The 26,015-nt window shown below is 52.2% G+C and carries 20 protein-coding genes; 10 read left to right on the top strand and 10 right to left on the bottom strand.

Annotation, left to right across the window (positions count from 1 at the left end; genetic code table 11):
• Positions 1 to 18: 18 nt before the first annotated feature.
• Together P8N76_25305 and P8N76_25300 are read right to left on the bottom strand one after the other, a co-directional pair.
• On the bottom strand, positions 19 to 1,746 hold the full coding sequence (locus tag P8N76_25305; protein MDG2385014.1) for a DEAD/DEAH box helicase: 1,728 nt from the start codon (positions 1,744 to 1,746) through the stop codon (positions 19 to 21).
• A gap of 43 nt (positions 1,747 to 1,789) precedes the next feature.
• Entirely contained in the window at positions 1,790 to 2,317 is a 528-nt protein-coding gene (locus tag P8N76_25300; GenBank protein ID MDG2385013.1) for a hypothetical protein, read from the bottom strand.
• A gap of 220 nt (positions 2,318 to 2,537) precedes the next feature.
• Between P8N76_25300 and P8N76_25295 the strand changes: the two genes are divergently transcribed.
• From P8N76_25295 to aroE, 9 genes are all read left to right on the top strand, one after another.
• Complete coding sequence (locus tag P8N76_25295; GenBank protein MDG2385012.1) at positions 2,538 to 3,008, top strand: hypothetical protein; 471 nt, start codon at positions 2,538 to 2,540, stop codon at positions 3,006 to 3,008.
• A gap of 205 nt (positions 3,009 to 3,213) precedes the next feature.
• The gene (locus P8N76_25290) at positions 3,214 to 4,344 is read left to right on the top strand and encodes a hypothetical protein (GenBank protein ID MDG2385011.1); all 1,131 of its coding nucleotides are present in this window, start codon (positions 3,214 to 3,216) and stop codon (positions 4,342 to 4,344) included.
• 133 nt (positions 4,345 to 4,477) lie between these two features.
• A complete protein-coding gene (locus P8N76_25285; protein ID MDG2385010.1) occupies positions 4,478 to 5,917 on the top strand; it encodes an aldehyde dehydrogenase family protein in 1,440 nt (479 codons plus the stop codon).
• 114 nt (positions 5,918 to 6,031) lie between these two features.
• The gene (locus P8N76_25280) at positions 6,032 to 7,201 is read left to right on the top strand and encodes an iron-containing alcohol dehydrogenase (protein ID MDG2385009.1); all 1,170 of its coding nucleotides are present in this window, start codon (positions 6,032 to 6,034) and stop codon (positions 7,199 to 7,201) included.
• Positions 7,202 to 7,288: 87 nt separating this feature from the next.
• Positions 7,289 to 8,425: a PQQ-binding-like beta-propeller repeat protein gene (locus P8N76_25275; GenBank protein MDG2385008.1), complete on the top strand. Its 1,137-nt coding sequence runs from the start codon at positions 7,289 to 7,291 to the stop codon at positions 8,423 to 8,425.
• Positions 8,426 to 8,545: 120 nt separating this feature from the next.
• Positions 8,546 to 9,853, top strand: coding sequence for a coproporphyrinogen-III oxidase family protein (locus P8N76_25270; GenBank protein ID MDG2385007.1), 1,308 nt, complete (start codon positions 8,546 to 8,548; stop codon positions 9,851 to 9,853).
• A complete protein-coding gene (locus P8N76_25265; protein ID MDG2385006.1) occupies positions 9,850 to 10,302 on the top strand; it encodes a glycine cleavage system protein H in 453 nt (150 codons plus the stop codon). Before P8N76_25270 ends, P8N76_25265 begins: the two co-directional genes overlap by 4 nt.
• 10 nt (positions 10,303 to 10,312) lie before the next feature.
• A complete protein-coding gene (locus tag P8N76_25260) occupies positions 10,313 to 11,359 on the top strand; it encodes a ferredoxin family protein (protein MDG2385005.1) in 1,047 nt (348 codons plus the stop codon).
• A gap of 197 nt (positions 11,360 to 11,556) precedes the next feature.
• A complete protein-coding gene (gene aroE, locus P8N76_25255) occupies positions 11,557 to 12,402 on the top strand; it encodes a shikimate dehydrogenase (protein ID MDG2385004.1) in 846 nt (281 codons plus the stop codon).
• Positions 12,403 to 12,422: 20 nt separating this feature from the next.
• Here aroE and P8N76_25250 read toward each other — a convergent pair whose 3' ends face one another.
• From P8N76_25250 to P8N76_25215, 8 genes are all read right to left on the bottom strand, one after another.
• A complete protein-coding gene (locus P8N76_25250; GenBank protein ID MDG2385003.1) occupies positions 12,423 to 13,754 on the bottom strand; it encodes an ABC transporter permease in 1,332 nt (443 codons plus the stop codon).
• Positions 13,751 to 15,256 carry a sugar ABC transporter ATP-binding protein gene (locus P8N76_25245; protein MDG2385002.1) on the bottom strand — a complete coding sequence of 502 codons (1,506 nt, stop codon included), beginning with the start codon at positions 15,254 to 15,256 and terminating at the stop codon, positions 13,751 to 13,753. Before P8N76_25245 ends, P8N76_25250 begins: the two co-directional genes overlap by 4 nt.
• Before the next feature lie 56 nt (positions 15,257 to 15,312).
• On the bottom strand, positions 15,313 to 16,287 hold the full coding sequence (locus P8N76_25240; protein MDG2385001.1) for a substrate-binding domain-containing protein: 975 nt from the start codon (positions 16,285 to 16,287) through the stop codon (positions 15,313 to 15,315).
• Between the two features lie 1,137 nt (positions 16,288 to 17,424).
• On the bottom strand, positions 17,425 to 18,261 hold the full coding sequence (locus P8N76_25235; GenBank protein ID MDG2385000.1) for a sulfotransferase family 2 domain-containing protein: 837 nt from the start codon (positions 18,259 to 18,261) through the stop codon (positions 17,425 to 17,427).
• A 33-nt stretch (positions 18,262 to 18,294) separates the two neighbouring features.
• Positions 18,295 to 19,287 (bottom strand): sulfotransferase, encoded by a 993-nt coding sequence (locus P8N76_25230; protein MDG2384999.1) that lies wholly within the window; start codon positions 19,285 to 19,287, stop codon positions 18,295 to 18,297.
• The gene (locus P8N76_25225) at positions 19,281 to 20,066 is read right to left on the bottom strand and encodes a sulfotransferase family 2 domain-containing protein (protein ID MDG2384998.1); all 786 of its coding nucleotides are present in this window, start codon (positions 20,064 to 20,066) and stop codon (positions 19,281 to 19,283) included. The genes P8N76_25230 and P8N76_25225 overlap by 7 nt, the downstream gene beginning before the upstream one ends.
• Positions 20,067 to 20,280: 214 nt before the next feature.
• The gene (locus tag P8N76_25220) at positions 20,281 to 22,227 is read right to left on the bottom strand and encodes an ABC transporter ATP-binding protein (protein MDG2384997.1); all 1,947 of its coding nucleotides are present in this window, start codon (positions 22,225 to 22,227) and stop codon (positions 20,281 to 20,283) included.
• 243 nt (positions 22,228 to 22,470) lie between these two features.
• Complete coding sequence (locus P8N76_25215) at positions 22,471 to 23,721, bottom strand: radical SAM/SPASM domain-containing protein (protein MDG2384996.1); 1,251 nt, start codon at positions 23,719 to 23,721, stop codon at positions 22,471 to 22,473.
• A gap of 381 nt (positions 23,722 to 24,102) precedes the next feature.
• Between P8N76_25215 and P8N76_25210 the strand changes: the two genes are divergently transcribed.
• A complete protein-coding gene (locus tag P8N76_25210; protein ID MDG2384995.1) occupies positions 24,103 to 25,959 on the top strand; it encodes a prenyltransferase/squalene oxidase repeat-containing protein in 1,857 nt (618 codons plus the stop codon).
• Positions 25,960 to 26,015: the final 56 nt, after the last annotated feature.

The raw sequence follows: 26,015 nt of genomic DNA, 5'->3' as shown, positions 1-26,015 counted from the left end.
AGCTGATAAATCTCAGCTTCAGGCCGCATCGGCAGACGATTCCAGGCGGCCTCCCGGAACGTGTAGGTCGAAGAGTCCAAAGATATCATCTTGGGACAGCCCCAAGGATCCGGGCGAATCCGAATCGGCCAAAATCGCCTCAAACACCTCGCGTTTTTGCGTCAAAATCTGATCGATACGTTCTTCAATCGTGCCATCGGTCACAAAACGGGTTACGGTCACTGGACCGGCCACACCGATTCGATGAGCCCGGTTGATGGCTTGATCTTCGACGGCCGGATTCCACCAGCGATCAAACAAAAATACATATTCGCAAAACTGCAAGTTCAAGCCGACACTTCCGGCCCCGTAACTCATCAAAATCACATGACAATCAGGATCATTGCGAAACTGTTCGATCAACCCATCCCGCTTGCGCGAGGGAACCTGACCGTGATATTCGATGGGGCCGAACCGTTTCAGGCGGTCACTGAGACGATTGAGTGTTTTAACCCATTGGCTAAAAACAATCGCCTTCTTACCACTATCCGCCACCTCTTCAAGATCCGCTTCGAGACGATCCAATTTCGAGCTATGGCCTGTATCAGGTGCAAAGTTACAAATCTGCTTCAGCCGCAATACCAACTCAAAGACGTGTTGAATGGTGATCGATTTGCCAAGTTTATTCAGTCGAATAACACCGTCTTTCTCTGCACTTTGATAGCTGGCTGACTGCGAAGGGGTCAGTTCGAGAGCCGCATCACGGTAGAGCTTCGGCGGCATATCTTTTAGGACTTGGTCTTTCGTGCGCCGCAAGATGTGATCACGGGTCGCTTCACGCAAACGCCGGGGAGTCATCCCAGGTGACAAATACCCCGGAGTCAGAAACTCAAAGATACCGACCAAATCATCAGGCGAATTCTCAACAGGTGTCCCCGTTAAGGCCCAACTTCTTGTCCGTGATATCGAACTGACAACCTGACTGGAACTGCTCGATCGATTCTTGATCCGCTGGGCTTCGTCAAGCGTGACCAAATCAAAGTGCTGATTGCCGTCTGCCAAAAGCTCTCGATCTCGCAACAACAACTCGTAGTTGGCAATTTTCACAGGAACGTCCGGTAATCGCCACTGCCATTCACGACGAGTTTGGTCACCCGCAATTACAGCAACGGGAATCTCAGGAGCCCACATCTGAAATTCGCGTTGCCAATTGGAGACCAACGGCTTTGGACAAACAAGCAGAATCGTACGTACTTCCCCCGCATGTAACAGCAGACGCATCGACGTGATCGCCTGCATTGTCTTGCCCAGCCCCATTTCATCGGCCAGGATAGCCGTGTGACGTGGAAATAAAAAACTGATGCCCGACAATTGATATGGAAATGGACGAAAGGGCATCTGTAATGCGGCACCGTCCAGTAAGTTTTCGAGAGGTGGTTGCAACAAGTAGAACAGTCGATCATCAAGCTTCACGATATCCGTCGGGGGCTTAATTCGCGTTCGAGCAGAGCCATTTTTCCTGCCGAAAGGCCGCGCCAAATCCGAAGAAGTGTTTGCCGAGCGATCCATCAACGCAGGCGTTTTGGGCGAGAAACAAAAACCGCGAGTCTTGATTTGCAAAGATTCAAATTTCAACGCCAGCGTCTGTGGCGGTGAGTCGCGAATCACTTCGGCTTGCACAGCAATTTTCGGCCTGCGTTGTAACGCCGTATTCCAACCTGTCCGAGCAATCGATATCGATCGGTTCGGTTTCTGTCCATCCGGCACGTGAGAGCCTCCACCTTCGATATCACCTGGTTTACGCAGTGGCTCAAGCAGCCTTTTGCAGTTCGCTCACCGCATCGGTTATCCGTTCAAACGGCTCCCACAGATCCCATTTGGCCTGTCGCGATTCAATCATGGAGCGGATGGCGTCGGATTCTCCCTGATAGCGAATGTCCAATCGCAACGAAAAGTCGTCCGCTAAGCATGAGATGAGGTTAGGATCCGCCATCCTCTCACCTGCCTGCAAAGCCCGATTCGAATCCCATAAACAGGCAACCGGTATCGTGGAGAATTCTCGAAGCGAGAGCACCGACGCCCGATCCGTTAAAATCAAGTCAGGCTGAACTTGCCCGTTTGCTATCAACGCTTGCCCGATCTGCTCACCGTGCAAGTAAGATTCAAGAGTGGCCCCGTAAAGAATCTCCTGGGCTCGATTCGGCCTCACAGGAGCGGTGCAATGGAATTCGAGCGGACGTCCCGTCGAGTTCAGAATCAAATACCCACCAATCCGGACCGCACCACCCAAATCGGTGACGGTAACGAACCCGAAATTTGGCGTTTGGCTAGCATTCATCAGCATTCCCAGATATGAACATCGCGGTCTCCGATGTTGCATCGGGCCGCGAGGGGGCCGCTCTTTAACCGCGGTGATGAATCAGTGGCTTAACGCCCAATTACTCTTCCAGGCTTTTGTAGAATGCCAAAGATTGAGATTGGTGGACAATAGTCCTTCGAGCTGCTTATACTGAAGATGTTCATGAGACATCGTCCATTGCAAAAGGGCCAACACGATTATGTCGGAAAACCAACGTCAAACTCCCTCCTTGTTCACACATATTGACGTTTCCACCGCATCTACGACCGGTGCCCAGGGCAACTCGGGAGGTTCCGTCCCTCAGATGCTGTCACAAATGGTTACCGCCCAAAATCGTCAAAATGAACTGCTTGAGCAGCTCATCAATCAGATGAATTCGGGACAACGCCAGCGAGCAACCGAGCTAGGCCAATGGAAGCAAGCGAATCCGGATTTGGCGGAGCGTTGCCGTGAAGCGGCCGAAACGCTCGGACAGGTACAGACTCGTTTTCTTGAGTCGGTCACCGAGGAGATCACTGACAACGCAGACTGCCTGATGGACGGTGAATTCATGTTGAATGAGTTCGTGGATCGATTCGGCCCACGATTGGCCCATCTCAACGGCGTGCTTCAAGTACTTTCGCAGCTGAGCAGCGTTTCGAACAACTCCAACGGTGAATCTGGCTCTTAGCCAACTTTGACAGATTCGCAGAGTTTATCGCCTCGAGCGATTCTTCTGGTGCAACACCCATCGACAAACCTTCCAAAATCGCCGTTCCTGACTGACGGTTGTCAAGTGGATTGGCGTTGGCTATGGTCTAGGAGCGTTTAACGCGGGTTTGACTCGCGTTGATGACCGTTCCTTCCCTACCCGTTGCGCAGCGACCCTTCCTCCCATGAACGTAGCCGATTCCCCAACCACCGACCTCGCTTCTCAAAAAAAACAAGCCCTGGAACGATTGGATGCCCATACCTGCGAAATCGTTCAGTGGCATTTCCACGAGTCAACTGGCTGCCCGTTTTGGCTGGAAAAAAAGTCAGAGCTAAATTTTGATCCGCTTACTGAGATCAAAAGCTTCGATGATCTCAAAAAGTTTCCTTTGTTTGAAGACGAATGGTTAAGAGGTGGGCCAGTGCGTCGTTGGGTCCCCAAAGCGTTGGCCGATAAACCCACTTACGTGTTCGAAACGGGCGGCACGACGGGCATTCCCAAGAGCCGGGTGGTAATTGACGATTTCCGCACCGACTACGAACTATTTAGTGAGACGTTGCCAGACGAATATTTCCCCAAAGGTGCCAACTGGCTGATGTTCGGGCCGTCCGGTCCACGTCGCCTACGACTTGCCGTAGAACACCTGTGTCAATTCCGCGGCGGCATCTGCTTCTGCATCGACTTGGATCCACGCTGGGTGGTCAAACTCATCAAAAAAGGATGGATGGATCACCTGGAAGCTTACAAGCAACATTGCATCGACCAAGCGGTAACCGTTCTGACAGCCGGTCACGACATTAAATGCATGTTTGCAACGCCCAAACTGCTGGATTCACTCGCATTGGCGCTGGAGGATCGGGGAACCAGTTTGAAGGAAGTCGGCATCACGGGCATCTTTTCTGGAGGAACCGAGTTCACACCGCAATGGACTCGCTATTGCGTTGAAGAGTTATTTGGTGGTCCTGCCGAAGAGAGTGGTATCTACATGACCCCCACTTACGGTAACACACTAATGGGACTCGCCTGCAGCAAGCCAGTGACTGCCGCCGAAAACTATAAGATTTCCTACTACGCCCCCCAACCCAGGGCCGTAACCGAGGTCGTCGACTTCGACGACTCAAACAAGCTGGTGGGCTACGGTGAAACCGGACGAGTCAAGCTCACTACGTTGACGAAGGAATTCTTTGTTCCCGGGTTCTTAGAACGGGATGAAGGCGAACGCGAAGAGCCATTCAATACCTATCCTTGGGATGGCGTGAGTGGCGTTCGACCTTTCCATGGAACCGCATCACAAACGACCGTTGGCGTTTACTAAGGCCAGCGACTCAGACTGTCTCAAAACCGCATCACGTCTAAAACGCTGCAGAAACGTCGCTCAATCACAGACACCACGAGATCGAAGTCACGCAGTAGCACGACCTCATCGAGTCGATTTGGAGGAAACCGAAGTGCTTAATATTCCCGTTTTACGCTGGGGCAAACCGTACGATTCTCTCGAAGTCAGCGAGGTCAAGCACTTCAGCACAGGCGAACCGATCGCTCGTGTTAGTCAGGCGAACGAGGGCATCATCCGACGCGACATGCGTCAGGCACACAAGGCGAGAGAGATCCTGCGAGATTTCTCGTGTGGCGATTTGATCGAGATGTTGAAGAAGGCCGCAGACTTATTTGAAACGGCGACTCTGCCGTTGGGTGACGGCACCCAGAGTCCTGACGACTTCGTTCACCAACAATCGGCCAGTACCGGGCTTCCGGAGCACATGTGCCGCGGCAACATGTCGAAAAACTCTTTTGTGCTCCGCAATATGGATCGCATCCTCGACTGCTTGACACGGGGTTTGGACCTGGACATTTTAACGCGTGGATGGGGCGTCGAATCACGCGGTATCGTGGTTAGCTACCAAGCACAGGCACCTGTGCTGGCTGCAGTCCTTCCCTCCAATTCCCCGGGCGTCCATACACTTTGGCTTCCGGTCATTCCTTTGCAACTTGGACTCGTGCTGAAACCCGGCCCGCAAGAGCCTTGGACGCCGTACCGAATGGTTTCTGCTTTCATCGAAGCGGGTGTGCCACGTGAAGTTTTCTCTCTCTATCCGGGTGAAGCCGCTGCCGGTGCGGCAGTCTTGGCAGCTTGTGACCGCTCAATGATCTTTGGAGGCACACCGACCGTCGAACGATACGCCGGCAACCCCCGAGTACAGGCTCACGGACCCGGGTTTTCCAAAATCCTACTAGGGGACGACCTGGTTGATGATTGGGAAAACTACATCGACATGATGGCGGAAAGCATTTACATCAACAGCGGCAGAGGCTGCATCAACTGCTCTGGCGTTTGGGCTTCACGTCACACGAAAGAAATCGCACAAGCGCTCGCGGAAAGACTGGGTCCAGTCGAAGCCTTGCCACCGGACAACTCCGAAGCCGGACTGGCCGCTTTCACCGTACCTGGTATGGGAAGTGCTGTTTGGGGCATGATTGAACAAGATTTGAAAGAGGAAGGAGTCACGGATCTTACGTCGGCCTACGGCGACCGTTTAATCGAGCAGGATCACTGCTCCTACCTGCGACCGATGGTCGTACACTGCAGTTCGCCCGAAAACGAGATCGCCAAGAAGGAATACATGTTTCCCTTTGCCACGGTGGTCGAATGTCCACAAGACCAGATGCTTCGGAAGATCGACCAAACTCTGGTCTGCTCAGCGATCACCAATAACGAGTCGTTAATTAGTGACCTCAGCGATGCCACTTACGTCGATCGTTTGAACATCGGCCCCATTCCGACTACGAAACTCAATTGGTTGCAACCTCACGAAGGCAGCATTATCGACTTCTTGTTTCGGTCAAGAGCTTACCAAGTTTCGGAGGAACGGATGCCTGTCACATCCTGACAAGCAACTCCGCCCTATCACCCAAACGTCGGAGGGACGAAGCCTAAATCTTGGCATTCAATTTTTGAGTTAAGTGATTGACCTACTGAGTTTGCGGGCTGAGGACAACTTCTAATGATCCCATTCGACTTCCAACCACGCACTCGAATTATCTTCGGTCCCGGCTCGATCGATCGACTGGGTGACTTAGCTGGTGAATTGGGAACACGTCGAGTTCTGGTTGTCAGCGATGCAGGCGTAATCTCGGCTGGGCACACGCAAAGGGGAATCGATTCGCTCGAAAAAGCTGGGATCGAAACCTACCTGTTTGACGAAGTTTGTGAAAACCCCACCACAACCGAGGTGGATTCGGGGCTCCGCTTGGCTCGTCGCTACGAACCTGAAATGATTGTTGGGCTCGGCGGCGGCAGTGCCATGGACTGTGCCAAGGGAATCAACTTCCTGTTCTCCAACGGTGGCTCAATACAGGATTATTGGGGCGTCGGAAAAGCACTACAACCCATGCTACCGATGATCGCGATCCCCACAACTGCGGGCACCGGGAGCGAGACCCAATCCTTCGCACTCATCTCTGACGCCAAGACGCACGTAAAAATGGCTTGCGGTGACAAGAAAGCGTCGTTTCGGATCGCCATCCTCGATCCCGAACTCACATTGACCCAACCGCCACAAGTCACTGCACTCACAGGCATCGATGCCATGGCACATGCGGTCGAAACCTTTGTGACTAATCGTCGCAATCCCGTGTCGCTGGCATTCAGTCGCGAAGCCTGGAGACTCATCTCGAGCAATTTCTCGCGAGTGCTGGACCATCCCGATGATTTGGAGGCACGGGGGGCTATGTTGCTGGGCGCATGTTTTGCAGGAATGGCCATCGAAAATTCGATGTTGGGTGCCGTGCACGCTTTGGCGAATCCTCTGACAGCCGGTTTTCAAATTGTCCACGGACAAGCGATCGCAACCATGTTACCTCACGTAATCCGATTCAATGGAGAGTCGCACCCCGGTTGGTATCAAGAGTTATTTGAGATAACCAACGGCAGCAATGGATCTGTTTCAGCGACAGAAGACGGCGGAACAGGCCCCCAAGGGCTAGCCGACTTTGTGACTCGCATCGTATCAAAAGCTGAGCTTCCACCCAATCTTTCGTCGCAAGGGGTAACGCGCGACTCCCTGCCTGGCTTAGCCGCGGAAGCTTCTAAACAGTGGACAGCCAGCTTCAATCCCCGAGAAGTCAGTGCCAGCCAATTGCTAGGACTCTACGAAAAGGCATTCGACGAGTGACGAATTAATGATTCAGAAAAGAGATTCTGCTAAAATCGGTACTGCGTCCGTCCTGATTTTCCGCTCTCCGACCAGGAAACTCCAACTATGCCCAAGCTTCTGACCGTCGCAATTTCTCTGTGCTTGCTGTCAGCCGATTCCAGTGCCGGGGCGCGAAATGATGATGAGTTGAACCGTGGTGGAACGAACTGGCCAATTTTTCGCGGCGACACATTAGCCGATGGAGTCGCTCGTTCAAAACTCCCCAATCGTCCCCAGTTGCTTTGGAAACACACCGTCCCCGGCGGAGCTTTCGAGGGGACGCCTGCCATTGTTGATGGTGTTGTTTACATCGGCGATCTTGACGGAACCTTGTTTGCCTTGCGACTCAAGGATGGTTCAGAAATCTGGAAATACACGATTGACGGTGGCTTTCCAGCGTCACCTGCAGTACGTGACTCACGCGTTTACATCGGCGACTATGACGGTGGATTTCACTGTATCGACGCCAAGACAGGCGAGAAGCAATGGTTTTTTGAGACGAACGCTGAAATCAGTTCGTGCGCAAACTTTTTCCAAAATACGGTTTTGGTCGGTTCCCAGGATGCGACGCTCTACTGCTTGAACGCATTGAGCGGCGAAGTTGCTTGGCAGCTTATGCTTCAAGACCAAATCCGCTGCTCACCCACAATCGTTGACGGGCGTGCGTTCGTGGCAGGTTGTGACGGCCAGTTGCACATCGTCAACGTCGAAAAGGGAGAGGCCATTGCGAGTGTACCGATCAATTCTCCCACTGGAGTGACTCCAGCGGTGCGAGGAGATTTCGCTTATTTCGGAACGGAGGCCGGTGAAATGCTGAGCGTCAACTGGAAAGAAGCCAAAGTGGCTTGGAGCTTTGCCGATAACCGTCGCACGCAATCAATTCGAAGCTCTCCAGCTGTGAATAAATCAGTGGTTGTCTACGGCAGCCGCAGTAAACAGATCTATGCACTGCACCCCCAAACCGGCAAAGAACTTTGGACATTCCCTACCAAGCGACGGGTCGATTCCTCTCCTGTAATTGTCGGAAACCGCGCATTTGTTGGATCGTCAGACGGTCGTCTTTATGCTCTGAATCTGGCAGACGGCAAAAAACAGTGGGAATATGAAACGGGTGGTGGGTTTACAGGATCACCCGCGGTTGCTGATCAACGGCTTGTCATTGCGAATGACGACGGTGTCGTTTATTGTTTTGGAAGCAAATAAACATTGGTGTCGTGACGTCAATACTGAGAAAACCGAACGATTCGATACGGTGAGTCGAGCAACCACTTCGATTCGCTCCAACCGTCCGTAAACAGCCCGTCCGAGGTGGAAACACACTTCATGGCGACCGATTCAACGAAAACCGAAGTTGGTAGCTACTTTATCTCCAACTATCCTCCGTTCTCTCTCTGGAGCGAAAGTGGCATCCCTGAAGTCCAAGCAGCCATGGCGGCTCCCGCGAACCGCGTACCGCTGGGTCTCTACCTGCACATCCCCTTTTGCCGAAAGCGATGCAAATTCTGCTATTTCCGCGTCTACACGGACAAAAAGGCTCCGCAAATCGAAAGCTACCTTGCGGCCCTTTCACGTGAGATCGAGCTTGTCAGCGCGTTGCCTTGCATGGGAGATCGCCCGTTCCGATTTGTCTATTTTGGGGGAGGTACGCCCTCTTACCTGAGCGTCAAACAATTGACCTCGCTGGTCGATCGTTTGCGAGCGAATATCAATTGGGAGGACGCGGAAGAAGTCACGTTCGAATGCGAGCCAGGCACGTTGTCAGAACCGAAGATTCAGGCCTTACGAGAACTGGGAGTCACCCGACTCAGCTTGGGAGTTGAAAACTTCAGCGACGAGGTGCTCAAAGAAAACGGCCGAGCCCACCTTTCTGGCGAGATCTATCGCGCTTGGGATTGGATCGTGGCGGCTGATTATCCAAATATCAATATCGATCTAATCGCCGGAATGGTTGGTGAGACCGAGGAGAACTGGATCGACAGCGTACGACGAACCATCGAGTTTTCGCCCGACAGCGTCACGATTTACCAAATGGAATTACCGTTTAACACGGTCTACTCCAAGGATATTTTGGGGAATCAAGTCGAAACACCCGTCGCCGATTGGCCCACCAAACGACGCTGGGTCAATTATGCCTTCGATGAGCTCCAGAAGCAGGGCTACAGCGTCTCCAGCGCCTACACCATGGTCAAAGATACCACGAAGGTGAACTTCAGCTATCGCGACAATCTTTGGCAAGGCTCGGACCTGCTGGCCACCGGAGTTGCAAGCTTCGGCCACATTTCGGGAGTTCATTACCAAAACCATCCAGATTGGGACAGCTATCTCAAATCACTGTCGGAAGCAGGCCAACTGCCACTCGCTCGTGCCCTGCGCCCAACATCCCACCAAACGTTGATTCGTGAGATGGTTTTACAGCTTAAAAAGGGCTGGCTCGAGACGGACTACTTCCAACAAAAGTTTGGAGTCGACATCATCGATCACTGGAAACGAGAGTGGCAGGCCTATGAGGATCAAGGGTTGCTCTCCCTTTCACCCGGTCGGATTGAGCTTCATCGAGAAGGCCTGTTGCGAGTCGACGGTTTGCTGCCAGCCTTCTTTGAATCGGAACATCAGGGCGTCCGCTACACATGAGCGAAACACTAAAGTTTATGATGGGCGAATTCGAGGCAGAATTCCCGGTCGACTTGGTGTATGCCAAGAATCACATGTGGGCACGGCCGGCTGAATCTCTTCTGCGTTTCGGTTTCTCTGCCTATGCTGTGCGTTTATTACAGGATGTCTACTTTTTGGATTGGACGGTCGAGCCGGCAACTCAGGTCGCCCACCGTCAGGAAATTGGTGCAATCGAAAGCAAAAAAGCCGAGAGCGACCTGTTCGCACCAATCGCAGGCACGCTTGTCACGCTTAACGAAGCGTTGCTTTCTGATCCGTCTTACATTAACGTCGACAAATATAACCAGGGATGGTTGTTTGAAATGACCGGAGCTACCGAGCAACTGCTTTCCGCTCAAGAGTACGTCAAGCATCTGGAAGCAGTCTGGGAAATTACCCAACGGACAATCAAGGGCCAACTTAATTAGTTGAAGAGCCATGCAAAGAATCGCTGTCGCCCTCTCCCTTGGGCAAAGTAACAATCCGGTAAAGCGAAAGCTTGAAGAAGATATCGTTTCGCAATTGTCGACCGATGCAAGATTTGATCTCGTGGTGATTCCTAATCTCTACGACCTCAAACCAAAAGGCAAAGGGGTAGCCGCCTTAAAAACCGTCGAAGGCGACCTCATTGTGCTTACCTGGATGTATTCGCGCGCTGCTCACTGGTTACTGAATCGCCAGGGAATCGCTGGACAGGAAGGCATCAGTGAATTGACCTATGGGGATGACGACGAAGAAGAAGAGACGGAGAAGGCAACCGATGAGGAGGACAAACCTCGTGTGATTGACGAGATGCCGCTGCCAACTCGTCGCCTCTATTGCCTTGATTTACGAGCCAGTCAAACCGTAAACGATTTCGTCGAGGAAATGGGACGAATCGCCCAAGAAATCGGATCGAATGGCGATCTGATCGATTGGATTGCTGGGGAGCCTGAACAGGATGCGATGCAGAGATTCTTGAATCCAACCAATGACACGGCAAAGGGTCCGCCTCCAAGCTCTCAAGCCGTCGTTCAAATCGAGGAAACAGCAGGACGTCGTTGGTATCCGGTCATCGATTTCAGTCGATGTACGAACTGCATGGAGTGCATTGATTTCTGTTTATTCGGAGTCTACGGTGTTGACCAGCAGGAAACTATACTCGTCGAACAACCTGACAATTGTCGAAAAGGCTGCCCCGCATGTAGCCGTGTCTGTCCAGAAAATGCAATCATTTTCCCTCAGCATAAGACCCCCGCGATCGCGGGTGCTGCGGTTGCCACCGATGGACTAAAAATCGACCTCTCCAAACTATTTGGCGCACCCGACAGCAAGGAAGACGCGCAGCAAGTTGCTGCACGAGAACGTGACGAACAACTGCTATTGGCCGGTCGAAAGGCGGTCGGTTCAGACGCCTGCATGCCCAAACGCCAAGACAGAAAACCCGAAACGACCAAAGATGATCTAGATGATTTGATCGACGAATTGGATGACATGGACCTCTGAATTTCTGTGAGTTACCTACCAGCTCACGGATCATATTTACGGTCAACGCCAAATCAATCGGATTTCCCGACGACCTGTACTTTAATGCTAAAACAACCACAGACCATAAATCCCCCACCGGAAGCGTGAGACGCGATGCGATCACCGTTCACTACCTTCCGCACCACTCATTAGGAATTTGTCCAAGGTAGATCCGCATGAATTTCTTGAAACAGATCACAGCCTCGTTCGCTCAACCCGCGGCAGAAAACCCGACGGTCGAGATGATCGAAGCCGCTTATCGGCACCATCATCTTGATTGGCGGTACATCAACTTCGAGGTCCCGCCGGCAGCTCTTGCGGATGCCGTCCGAGGAGCTCGAGCGATGGGCTTTGCGGGTTTCAACTGCTCCATACCCCATAAAGTCGAAGTGATCCAACATCTGGATGGCCTCGGCGAGTCAGCATCGATCATGGGTGCGGTCAACTGTGTCGTCCGTCGGGAAGATCAGTACATTGGCGAAAACACCGACGGCAAAGGATTCCTACGATCCCTGCAGGAGAAAATTGATCCTGCTGATAAATCCATTGTGCTATTGGGTGCCGGCGGAGCCGCTCGCGCGATCGGAGTCGAAGTGGCACTCGCCGGAGCCAAACAAATTACGGTGGTCAACCGCGACGAACAAAGAGGATCTGAACTGGCCGCTCTCTTGAACGATCGGACACCTACTGCCGCTGAATTTATCCGCTGGCAAAACGAATTCGCGGTCCCGACGACAACCGATGTTGTCGTCAATGCGACCTCTGTCGGCCTTTTCCCAGATATCGAGGCTCGATTGGCCCTGGATCAACAGAGTTTGACCGACAAGATGATCGTTGCAGACGTGATCCCGAATCCGCTCCGCACCCGGTTGATTGCCGACGCCGAATCGCGAGGCTGCACTGTGATCGATGGCTTGGGAATGCTGGTAAATCAAGGCATCATTAGTATCAAATACTGGACCGGAGCCGACGTCGAACCTCAAGTCATGCGTGATCGAGTGGTTGAAGTTCTCGGCCTGTAAGCCGCGCACCAACAAACAACTCAACTTGTTCGACGTTTCAGCTGATCCAGCAGGACGGCCGCCAACAAGACCGCTCCCAAAACGATGCGTTGATTAAATGGATCGACATTCATCAAGTTCATGCCATTTTTGATCACGGCGATGATAAAGGCACCAATTAATGTGCCAAAGATTTTGCCTTGCCCCCCCATGAGTGAGGTCCCGCCGACGACCACAGCAGCAATCACTTCCAGTTCGTACATCAAACCAAATTTCGGATCGCCAGCCTCCAACTGCGAGGCAAGTACAACTCCACCCAAACCAGACAACGCGCCGCAAACCGTATAGACAATCAGCAGGGTCAACTTCACCGGCACACCGGAAAGTCGTGCAGCCTCTTTGTTTCCGCCAATCGCATAGACATAGCGCCCAAACACCGTCTGTGACATGACCATGTGCGCAATGACGTACAGCACGATCATTAACCACACAGGGTTAGGCACTTCCATCGTCTTCATGCCCCCCAGCCAAAAGAATGACTCCGGCAACGCAGAGATCGACTGACCATTGGAAAGGCGGAAGGATAAACCGCTCGCCATCATCATGATCCCAAGAGTCACAATGAACGGGGGGAGTTGGAAACGGGTGACCATGTTCCCCACAAAGATGCCAGATACCGCACAGATCAAGATACCAAAAGACATGCCGAAGATGACAATAGTAAGACTCGCTTCGACACCGCCGCCCAGGTCTCGCACGATCAACGACGAAGTTACTGCCGACAAAGCCACGAGCGACCCGACACCAAGATCGATTCCGCCAGTAATAATCACCATCGTCATCCCAATCGCGATGATGGCATAAATCGCTGTCTGATTTAAAACACCGATCACGTTCGACAACTTCAAAAACACGGGCCACTGATAAGACCGAGGAGTTACACATTTCTCGTTACCCACCGAATCGAAACGATCGTAAACACTCCATTTCGCAGTCACATCAGTTGCCGCAATTGCATCAACCGACTTTTCGCGATCAAGAAACTGCTGGAGCATTCGCCGAACATCGCCAGGTTCACCATTAATCGATCCCAATACAGTGGCACCCTGGTCTTCAAGAGCCTGTTTCGCCGCTTTTGCAAATTCCTGGTCCTCGGACGTCGCCCGAGCGACGATCAGCACGTTCGCGTCCGGTTGATCAGCGAGGATCAGCTTAGCCACCTGTTCTCCCGCGACACTGCCGGTGGGATGCTGCTCTTTAATCGTCAATCCACTGAACAACACGCACAACAAAAGTAAAACCAACGCCATTCCATAGTCGCTGAAGAATTGCGTGCGAGCGTAGCTGAACTCTTTTGACTGATCTGATTTCATCCTACTGCCAATTCCATAATCTGTTCCTGCGTTGTCGCTGATACGTCGTCGATCATTCCGGTAACACGACCTTCATGCATCACCAGTATCCGATCGCTCATCCCCAAGGCCTCTGGCAATTCGGAGGTAATCATCACAACTGCTTTCCCCTGTTTGGCAAGACCGTTGATCAACAAGTAGATTTCATACTTCGCTCCCACATCGATCCCGCGCGTCGGCTCATCAAAAATAATCACTTCTGCATTTCGCTGTAGCCATTTGGCAAGCACAACTTTTTGTTGATTGCCACCTGAAAGATTTTTGACCAATTGTTCCTGACTCGGCGTCTTGATCTTCAACTTATCAATGTATCCCGCAAAGGCCTGGTGTTCGCGACGACGGTCGACAAAACCAGCGGTACCCAGATCAGTCAAATTTGGCAAACCAAAATTTTCGCGTGCGCTTAGGCCCAAAACCAATCCCTGAGATTTCCTATCTTCCGTTAAGAGACAGATGCCTGCTCGAATCGCATCTTGTGGATTTCGAATCACAAGCAGTTGGCCATCCAGATAGATCGCTCCCGAGTCCGGCAAGTCAGCTCCAAAGATCAGCCGAGCTGTCTCGGTCCTTCCGGCACCGATCAGGCCTGTGACCCCCAATACTTCTCCCGCCCGTACTTCGAAACTTACATCCCGCACAACATCTGCACGGTTCAATGACTCCACACGTAAGCGTGGGTCCCCAATCGGATGATGCTGCTTGGGAAATTCATCTTCGATTTCGCGACCGACCATCATTTCGATCATTCGCTGTCGCGTGATTTGGCGAACGGGAGCATCTCCGACATGCTTTCCATCGCGTAGAACAGTAATTCGATCGGCAATCTGAAAAACTTCGTCCAACCGATGACTGATATAGATGACTCCAATCCCTTGTGCCTTCAAATCCCGAATGATGTCAAACAAACGGTCCACTTCATTGGGCGTTAATGCCGCAGAGGGCTCATCCATGACAATCAATCGCACTTTCTGCGAAAGCGCCTTAGCAATTTCTACGATCTGTTGCTGAGCCACAGAAAGTGCGCTACAAGGTGCATCGACGGGCACGTCGACACCAATCTGCTGAAACAGCTCACGAGCCCGATTTCGTTCCATTCCCTTTTGTGCAAAACCCATTTTGCCTTCACGGCCTAAGAAAATGTTTTCCCAAGCCGTCAATCCTGGAATCAGATTGAACTCTTGAAAAATCACGCCAATCCCGGCCGCGTATGCCGCTGCCGGGCTGGGCAGTAAGATTGGTTCACCGTCAATTTGAATTGAACCCGAATCGGGCAAATGAGCCCCACCCAAGATTTTAATCAGCGTGCTCTTGCCGGCACCGTTTTCTCCGAGCAATGCGACAACTTCTCCGCGATGCAAGGTCAGATCGACATCGTCAAGTGCGCGAACACCAGGAAATGTTTTTCCAATGGCGCGCATCTCCAACAGAGGTTCTTCGTTTGCGGCGACCTGAGGCTGTTGCATGCGACTATTCAGCACTGTCCGAGCATGAGACAAACGGCAGCAAACTGATCGAAAAACTAATTCTGCAACGCCGGGTCCACGTCGGCATCGGCTTTATAGTAGAGCTTGGAAGGGATCAGGATTTGTCCGTTCGTCATTTCCGATTGGATGTCATCGCCGGCAAGATACTTCATTAACATTTCAATCGTCTTCGCACCAATCTGATCCGGATACTGAATCGGATCACAAACGATCTTGCCGTCACGAATTGCTTGTTTCCCGGCGAGCTCGCCATCGAAACCGATAATTTTCACCTGTTCCGTTTTGCCAGCCGCCTTGAGAGCAGCATAAGCACCCAACGCCGAGAGATCATTGATGGCAAAAACGGCCGCTAAATCTGGATTCGATTCCAAAGCGTCTCGAGCCGCTTTATTCCCTTCATCCCGCACGCCGCCCCCATCGGTTTTGGAAACAACCTCAATCGGATTCACGTTGGGCTGTTTATTGTGAGCAGCAAGTATTTCTTCGAAACCGGCGACACGCAATTGGCACGATTCGGCTTGCGGAAAATCAATAATCGCAACTTTACCACCTGCCTCGCCCAATAATTTCACCATCGCTTCGCCCGCTAAACGCCCGCCCTGGAGATTGTCGGTGGCCACGTGACAGACGACTTTGCCATCGCTACCAACGTAGGCCAGGTCGTTGGTGAATACGGGAATCCCCGCCTCATTGGCCTTTTTAATCGCGGGACCAACGGCGGATTTGTCACAAGGATTGAGAATAATCGCATCCACTTCCTTCACAATGAAATCATCGACTTGATCTGATTGTTTCTTCGGATCGCGTTCCCCCGAAACCACCAACAACTGATAGCCGTGCTTGGCAGCCTCTGACTCCATCGATTCCTTGATCGTCATAAAGAATGGATTTGTCAGAGTCAGGGCCGAGTAACCGATCGTCTTCGTTGCTTCCGGCTGGGCGCTGTTCTTGCTACAGCCCACCAACATTAATCCACATAACAACAAACCAAAAATTCTGAAGCGTAACATCAATCCCTCGCTCATCGATTCGAAATAGATTCAGTGTGGGCCTGCCAAAAGGCAGCCCTCGAATAGGATTCAAGTTTCAATGCTAGTCAATCCATCAGACAGCTGCGCCATTGGCCTTCTATCTTAGCAACTTGCTATCCGTAACGCGCGTTCGTCAGATGGTTTGCCCCAAAAAATGTGCTCTAAAAAAGTCGAGTCAGCCAATCGGATGGGTGGCTCAGGCAACCGACGGCAGTTGGGAGCTCTCGCCATGAGAAAAGGTAGCCACAACACCCCCACGATTCTGCAGAGAATATTCATATCGGTTGAGATCCGGAAACTTTTCGGCTCGTTTCACCACGAAGTCAACCAACGCCGCTGGCCATTTAACCTGAAACTGTGCCGGCTGAGGCAGGCTGCAGAGTATGCCTGAAGACGTATTCAAGTATCCGCGATCCGTTGGCAGACCCAAAATTAAGCAAATTGCAACGCAACCTCGCCCGGCCTCGTCAATCGCCCGACCTCGTCAACAGATCATCCAATCTGACCGTCTTGATGATTGTCAGCATGCTCTCGCAAAGCCCCGGTTGTATTTTGCTCGTTCGAAAGAGCCGCCGTCAACGTTCCCCAATGTCGAGTGAGATTTTTCTTGCTGAATCGCAGCAATCGCCTCAAATGGATTTCGCAAAAGATAAAGGATTCAAATCAGAACCTGCAACGTGTGGCACAAGCGAGTCAGCAGGCACCGGTTCGGCTCCAAATTACTCACGAAAAATCCCCAGTTTCTTTTCGCCCATCAGGCGAGTTTTTAGCGAGCGGCGCGCGACGAGTTTGGCACACCGAAAGCACCTGCAGATCAATCGCCCGCCTATTCAATCAGCTGACGATTTTGGCTATTAAACAACCATTCAATCTGATTCCTCTCATAACACAGGACGTACATATCGCAGGCGATTCAGTTCCTGCCTAACCCCCATGTTTCAATGAGCGTTCAACAGCGATGCGGCTGCAGGGCAACCCGATGAAAACAACGTAATTCATCACATCAGTGAATACATTACGCGACTTGAGACTGCCGATAACATGGCTCGAGAAAAGCCCTGGGGTGGGCACCCGATCGGTGCTTTCGTACGACCTTCTCTGCAACGACAGCTTCCGTCAAGCGGCCCGCGATGGCAACGCCGTCGCGTTGGATTGATTACTCAACATCGTAGCGATCGGCTTGTAGACACCTTCGCGGACCAAGATGCTACCGATCTGTCGGGGCAAGACTGGCCGGGGTTGATTCGTGCGGCGAAAATCGCAAACAGCGTTCTCCAAATCGCCAGAAAACCGACTTACTGCTTTTGGATAGATTTCTTCCATCGCATATCGATATAGTTTGAGATCTTCTTGATTGACTTCGCGGAGCAAACTCAACGTCTGCGGGTCAGCCAGCAAGCGAGACTTGATCGAAGAGCGTGCGGCAACGTTCTTTGATCGATACCGGATATCGAATTCCGGCAAATCCACCCATTGCTTGAGCATCACAAGAGATTCATCAAACCGCTCGAGTATACCGACAAAACCAATCTCTTTGAGAAGCATTTCAATGGCTTTGTCAGCCTTTCGTTCCCCACCAATTTTTAGCGTCTGTTGATTGGCAGCATACTCCGTATGAATCCATTCTTCGAATGGCTGTCGCAGGCCACCGCGATCGACACGAAACTGATAATCCGATGCGCAACGAGTGACCGGTTCACGTAAGAAGGTAAAATACCGCAGCGATTCACTCAACTCTCGCAGATCACTGTGCGGCACGATCCCATGCCCCGCAAGACATTTCATCCGCCAGTAGATCCACTGACAACGACGAACCTCACCTGCGCTGGCAATGGGATTAACGGCCCGATGTGGACCTAAGCGAAGTCGAAAATGCCGCAAACCAAAGGACTGACGTAGTATCGTATCGACGGTACTTCCACCGGTCTTACGGATGTGGACAAAGGCTAACATCAAATCACCTCAACTTGATTAGATCACAATTCGTCAGGCAGCACGGCGACTCACATCGGCGACCTTCAATGGCTTGGCCTGTCGCTGGAGAACAGGAACACAGTATCCACGAGACTCGCTCACTTCACACGGGTACCCGAGTCGTTCCATCACGTCCCCCGCTTCTTCGAGAAACGCGTCACGATCCACAGCCGACAAACGTTTAATTTGATTCAGATTGACATCCTGTTTGAAATAGCCACCAAGCTCTGAGAAGGTCAGCCAGACAACATCCCATTCTGAATCGCCGACCAATTGGTGATTGCCATTCGCATCCATGACGCGACGAACTTGCATACGAACTTTGTCCAGACGGTCCACATCAAGTCCCGCAGCGGCATAGGCGGCAGCCACGGTTTCCATCGGATCGGCAACCAAATCTTCGAAACGCACCATGTGATAATTAGCAAAACGTTCGGCATCGGACAGCATTTTTTCAGCCAATACTCTGTAACGCCAACCAATCTCCTGAGCAGAGCGTCCACGTCTCACATGCCCTTCACAAACCGCGAATCCGTTTCGAACCAGACCAAAATAGGTGCCATCGGGATACATCTGTGAAAAGGCATCATTTACATAAATCATGCCGTCAATGTTCTTGCAAAGCAATCGCGACTCCATGAGTTCTTCACGCGTATATTCCAGGTTGGCCGTCTTATATTGATTCAGGAGTGGATGATTTGACCTCAACTTCTCCCGATAGAGAATCCGATCGATTCGATTTTCTGACCAACGGCAGAGCGATTTACGAGGCTTGACTAAGCGCGGGCTAAAAAAGTTTTGCCCGTGTCGCATCAGGATCGGAGCATCATGATACAAACACTTGTTGAGCACTCGCCAACGACTGTCGGTAATGTTGTGACCTTTAAAAACATGATGAGTCTCGCCGACCAGGCAAACGGTGGGATGTGATGCCAGAAGATTGGTCAACATCGTTGTCCCGCCACGCGAAAACCCATTTACGAAAATTGCATTGCGATTTAACATTTTATCGACTTCCCATCCTGAGGCTTATGCCTTCCCAAAACGAAGGGATTCACCGAATGATTTCTCATTCGGTGAGCAGCGTCTTTTCGATTGATCTCCAACAAATCCGGAGGATCGAAACTGTACTCAAATGCAGCGATGTCGGGGGCAAAATGGTCGGCAACTTGCTCAGCCATTCGGTCCGTGTAACTTAGTCGGTAATCTCGGGGGCGCTGCGACCGACGCTTGTGCGGCAATTTCACACCCTTAAACGCGACTTGTTCCACGACCCACTGGAAGTCTTCAGGCAAATGTTCGTAACGCCCCACGAAATCCACCAATAGATTCCCGTGGAAATCGACGAGGTGTTCAATCTGGGGGCGGCGCAACGCGGCAACTAAACCCGCGCGACTTGTTTCGTTTAAAGGAACGTCCAACAACCAATCGGTGAAATGGGCAATGTCACGGATCCGTTGCTCCGCCAAAACGTCACGCCGTTCCCGTTCAAAGTGGTGGTAGGCACTTACCACACGATCCCAAGGATTTCGCACAAAACTAAACTTAAAAAGCTCGTCGAAGAAAGTTGGCGGCAATAGTTCCTTGGCCACCAGGGCTGGTGCGTGCCGTGGAATCTTGCATCCCAATCGGTGCCCACAAAACTCACTGACCCGATGGCAGAAAAACGTCGGCCAATGGAGCGGATCCCTCCAACTTCGACTCGACAAAGCCGCACGAACACTCGTGCCACCGGTCTTGGCGAGATGAACAAACAGGAAGTTATGGGAATGTGAAAGTAGCATGATTGAAATGGCTCAAACGCTATCATTGATAGAATCAATCAAGACCGATTAACCTCTCCATATCAACGGATCGGTAAATCTTTACGCGATCATTAGGAGCAAGCGTTGGAATTAGCAAACAAATCAGATGGAAATTCCGCCGTGAGCCAGCAGAGCTGGAAGCCCATTTCCGCGCTAAAGAGGGCCGCGCAGTTCGCTTTCGTCCAACATTCGATCAGGCACTCTTGGCCCGATGATCCGTCGAGAGACGATGAAAAGCGGAACTGCGAGCCATCAACTCGGGCAACGTTCCGTCGTCGGTAATCCGACCACCTTCCATCACAATAATCCGGTCCGCGAGTTCCAGAATCCCCGTCCGATGCGTGATAATCAGAGAGGTTCGTCCCTGCATAAACGCGGCCAGGGCGGCGTGAATTTGCCGCTCGCTATCGACATCTACTTGGCTTGTCGCCTCATCGAGAATCAGAATCTTGGGGTCCCTCAAGATGGCGCGAGCTAGCGAGATACGTTGCTTCTGTCCACCCGAAAGGCGGCTCGCCCCTTCGCCAACCACCGTTTGGTAGCCATCGGCGAGTTGATTCTCAATAAAATCGTGAGCATGTGCCTGTTGAGCTGCCCGAACGACCTGCTCCCGACTCGCATTCGGGTGACCCAGGCGAATATTTGCTTCCACCGTATCATTAAACAGAACAGCTTCTTGCGTCACGAGTCCGACCTGAGACCGTAAGTCTCGCAATCGCATCTGCCGAAGATCCACCCCATCAATAGAAACAGCTCCAGAGTCGGGATCGAAGAAACGCAGCACAAGATTAGCGAGCGTACTTTTGCCGCACCCATTGGGCCCTACAAACGCAATCGTCTCACCTGCTTGCACGCGCAAACTGACCTCGTCCAAGACCAGCGGACCATCTCGGTAAGCAAACTTGACGTTCTCAAACCGCAGTTCTCGTTGATGCTTCACGGTATCCACGGGTCGCGAAGCACGAGGTAACTCCGAACTGCGGTCAATCAGTTCAAACACACGATCTGCCGCCGCTGCCGCGCGTTGCAACTTACCAATCACGCCCGACAGTTTTCGAGCCGGATCGCTGACCCCCGTCAGCAAACCAAAAAACAGCATTACAGCACTGATCGATAGCGGCCGTTCGCTGATTTTAAGGCCCAGAAGATGAGTCTCTTGATTTAACACCAAATAGGCACCGCCGAGAATTGCCACGCAAATGATTCCAATTCCCATCATTTCGATCGTGGGACGTACCATCGCGTCAAAAATCGCCACTCGCATGGCGCGCTGAAAGAATCGCCGCGAGACCACATCAAATCGCCGACGTTCAATTCTCTCCATCGTGTATGCCTTCACAATTTTCATTCCCCGCAAGGTTTCTCCAAGCACGGAATAAATCTGTGACATTTCGTCCAACGCGCGGGCATTCGCTCGTTTTAACGCACGGTTCAGGAGTGAAATCAAAAGAGCGGCCAGTGGAGCCAAAAACATCGAAAGCAACAGTAACCGCCAGCAGATGAAGGCCGCACCAATCAAACACGCCAGCATCTTCAGCGGTTCGCGAATAGAGCGGCCAAATAGCATACGTAAACCAATTGTCACTTGCTCCAGGTCATAGGTCAGTCGACTCAATAATTGACTGGAATCCCTATTTTGAAAACTCTGTAACTCCGTCCGCAAAGTCTGATTAAACAATTGCTTGCGAAGCTGAATCGTTCCCGCTTGAGCTAAGCGTTCGGTCAGCACGGTACTCGACGCAAGAAAGACATCTTTTATCAACGTACCAATAAAAAGGAGCATCATAACAAGCAACAAAGTTGTGAACGGTTGCTCGGGAAGATAGCGATAAATATAAGGCTGCGCACGCCGATACGCCTCCAAAGCGGCCACCTCGGCCCGCCTGCGAGCAACCAATCGCTTTCGCTGATTCGAATCAAGCTCAGGTTCACCGGCAACTCCCGCAATCTGAGCATCCATTCGCTCGATTTTCTGCTCCGCCTTCTCAACCTCACCATCCACCCATTCCTGCAGCGACTGACCGCGAAAAACCACTTCGACGAACGGGAAAACAGCACCGATGTTCCCCCCCCAGAGGACTCCCACTGCCAGCGCGCAAACAATGGTCCCGACCACCGTGAAACGGTAGCGCAAACTCAATCGAACAACTCGCAGAAAACTCGACATGGAAAACTAGCGCACAGGGCTGTTGGTGAGAGGCCGCTGCTAGCGGCAAATGCGGCGGCGATGACAATTACGAAAAGTTTACCGTCGTTGGGTTATATCGGACAACGACGGCCAAAAATTAAGGTCGCTGTCACAGTTGGGCAAAGCTTCCCATTGCAGAATCGGCAATTCCTTAGAAAATCCGCTCCTTAAACGTCGCTGGCTAAACGTCGCTGGCTAAACGTCGCTGGCGTCCATGTCGGGACGCGTCGGCTTCCAATCTTCGCGTCGAAAATGCTTCGTGTAAGCTCCATAATCGTTAAACCAGAATCGCTTTGCTAAGCGATAGGCCCAACTCTTTTCCGGAATTTCACAGGAAGGATCGTATTGCGATGGTCGTGTTTCCATTTCACCAAGCTCGGCAAACCCCGTCTGTCGGGCCGTCGTATCGCGTGCTCCGTGTCTTTCCGCCAAAGCCTCTAACAAGTCCGGGCGTTCTAGGACGATGCAGCCTCGGGTTGCCTCCGCAGCCGTCTGCCGAAAGTCTCGCAAGAAATCCGATTCGTTGAACGTCTCACGTAAGGGTCTCTTTTCGTGTATGGATTCCGTTGCGAGTTGGATCACGGGACATGGCTCGATATCACCCCAAGGGCTGATGTGATGCGTGAAGCCAGTTGCGGCAGGACACAAGGCTTGACCTTCGCCATCGTAGTAGGCGTCAATGATGATGATCGGCTTCTTGGCACGCATATCGACAACGAACTGCCGTGCCTTGGCCTGTTGAGCGGGTGTCAAGCACAACTCGGGGGCCGCATCGGGTCCCACCGGTCGATAGATATGAAACCAGGTGTACATCACTCCCATCTCGATCAGCCGATCAACCCATTTTTCGGTAAGCAGATCATAATTGGTTTGGCAAAGACTCGTGCAGACCCCGGTCATTACTTTGTTTTCAAGACAGTGCTGCAAACCTTGCATGGTCTGGCTCAACACATTCAAACGGCCTCGCCTCTCATCACTGACGATTTCGTTTCCCTCAACACTAATCAGCGGTGTAACGTTTCCCACACGTCGCAGGCGCTTCGCAACTTCCTCAGAAATAAAGTGCCCGTTTGTGAACACCTGGAAGTAGCAATCCGGATGACGTTCGAAGAGTTCCAACATCTCCGGGTGCATGAACGGCTCTCCCCCCAAGATGCCAAAAAATGAATTCCCCATTGCCTTGGACTCTGTCACCAACCGATCCAAATCATCCAATTCGATCTTGTGTTGCGGGGCTGCCACATCGACCCAACAGCCCTGACAACGCAAGTTGCAACTGTTGATAATCGAAATGTAGATGAACGGGGGAAAAAATTGCCCCCGTTTCAGCCGCCGTTTATGTTTTTGTACGGACCTCATCCCCTTGAAGCCCATATTCCACGTTAGTTTCCAGAGCAAACGTTTATCGGTCTCGAACAGCAACCGTTTTGTCAAGCTTAAATACATATTTGACCACACGTTACAGCATCAAAAATCGGCTAATTTACCTGACCGCTAGACTCACCGGTCTGTCGTCAGGGGTAACATCGCGAGCCGCCATTGAATTGCGGCAACGTATTATATCACAGAGCGGGGGATTCGGCAGGAACCGCCGACTCAGATCTCGACAGCCGCGTTTGGGCCATTTAAACTGCTACGGTTAACTCCCTCCCACCGCCTGAATATTTTATCGGCTTAAGAGTTTGCACCCGTTGGGCGATGCGGTTGTGTTCAGGAGAAAGACGAAACCTTTCAGCAGTGATGAACGTCACCTTCCACAACCGCGCAAAACTCGATTAAAGCTCGCCCTCACACTTGAAACTTTGGCCTTCGATCCGCGTTCATTTTATGATCGACCGAATCCGACTGCTTGAAGCGAATCGTCAACTGCGCCGCGAACTGCTTGCGGAGCGGAGTGGCCCCCATTGGGTGGGCCGACTCGCATCCTCTGCGTTGGCAACCGCAACGGCAATCAGCGCTCTGTCGATTGTGCAGCGGCAACGAAGATGGGAACAAGACTCGGCCGACCCGACCGATGGCCCGCTCAGCGAATCGATCGTACGGGGTCTTCGCTGGCTGTCGCAGCAACAGAATAGCGACGGAGGTTGGGGAGACACAGACCTCAGTCATTCCAATATTGCCACGAGCATGCTGGCCCATGCGGCGTTTCGTTTGACAGGAGTTCCGGCAGAGACGAATGGGTTGCTTGATCGAGCCGAGCAATACATGGAAGCTCAAGGCGGAATCAAAGGACTCAAAAAACGATACGGCAGGGACAAAACCTTTGCGGTACCGATCCTGACAAACTGTGCGTTAGCGGGCACGGTGTCTTGGGGCAAGGTTTCACCTCTCCCCTTTGAACTGGCCGCCTTGCCACAGAGCATGTATCGGTTCCTACAACTGCCCGTCGTCAGCTACGCGATTCCGGCACTCGTGGCGATTGGTCAGGTCCGCTTCCATCACCGCCCTCCCTGGAATCCTATTTCGCGCATCACCCGCAACCTGGCCTTGCAGCCGAGCCTAGAAGTGCTGGAACGAATGCAACCCGAAAGCGGGGGCTATTTGGAAGCAATTCCATTAACCAGCTTCGTGGTGATGAGCTTGGCAGCAGCAGGCAAAGTTCAACATCCCGTGGTTGAAAAAGGCGTCGAGTTTTTATTGGCCTCAGCTCGTGAAGACGGCTCCTGGCCGATCGACACCAACCTGTCGACCTGGAACACTTCCCTGGCACTCAATGCGCTTGGAATGCAAGACTTCGCCGAGGAAAAGCTTGATACGTGTATCGACTGGTTGCTGAGTTGCCAGCACTTGTCACCTCATCCATTCACCGGCGCAGCCCCGGGAGGCTGGGGCTGGTCGGACCTGAGCGGTGCGGTCCCAGATTCGGATGACACACCGGGCGCGCTCTTGGCTCTTCGGAAAGTCGTCGACTTGGACACAACCACCGATGAAAAAAAACAGAAAATTATTTCGGCAGCCAGGGCTGGCATCCAATGGCTGCTGGATCTACAAAATCGAGATGGAGGCTGGCCGACCTTCTGCCGGGGTTGGGGGAAGCTGCCATTCGACCGTAGCGGAAGCGATCTAACAGCGCACGCCTTGCGAGCCCTGCAAGCGTGGCACCATCTCATCGAGCCGTCCGAATGGAACCAGGCCGTCCAACGCGGCCTGCGATTTTTGGGGCGTAAACAGCTGCCAGATGGGACCTGGACGCCGCTTTGGTTTGGCAACCAAGATCGCACCAATGACGAAAACCCGATTTATGGAACCGCCAAGGTGTTGCGGGGCTTCACAGATCTGGGTAAGTCGGATCACCCATTGGCCCAAAAAGGACGTATTGGCCTGTTAAATTTACAAAATCTTGACGGAGGCTGGGGAGGTGGCTTACGGGACCTGGATTCGGGTGAATCTCAGCTGTTGAGTAGTATCGAAGAAACAGCTCTGGCGGTAGAAGCATTGCTGCCTGAGATGCATCGCGACGAGCGAGTAAAAAAATCCGTAGAAACCGGCATTGCTTGGCTGTTAGAAGAAGTTAACGCGAATCGCCATCGACAACCCAGCCCAATCGGTTTTTACTTCGCCAAGCTTTGGTATTATGAAGACTTGTACCCGTTGATTTTTCTGGTTTCAACACTCGGTTCCGCCGTGCGACAGATGATTCCACCCGCCGACCGAAAACTCACTCCAGCTCAACTCACTCACTAAGCGAAGGGCGGCAACTTGGCTACGGCACCGGCACCTCGAGTAAACTCAACACAACC

Source organism: Pirellulaceae bacterium (assembly GCA_029243025.1).
Classification (GTDB): Bacteria; Planctomycetota; Planctomycetia; order Pirellulales; family Pirellulaceae.
This window is presented reverse-complemented; position numbering and strand designations above follow the sequence as displayed.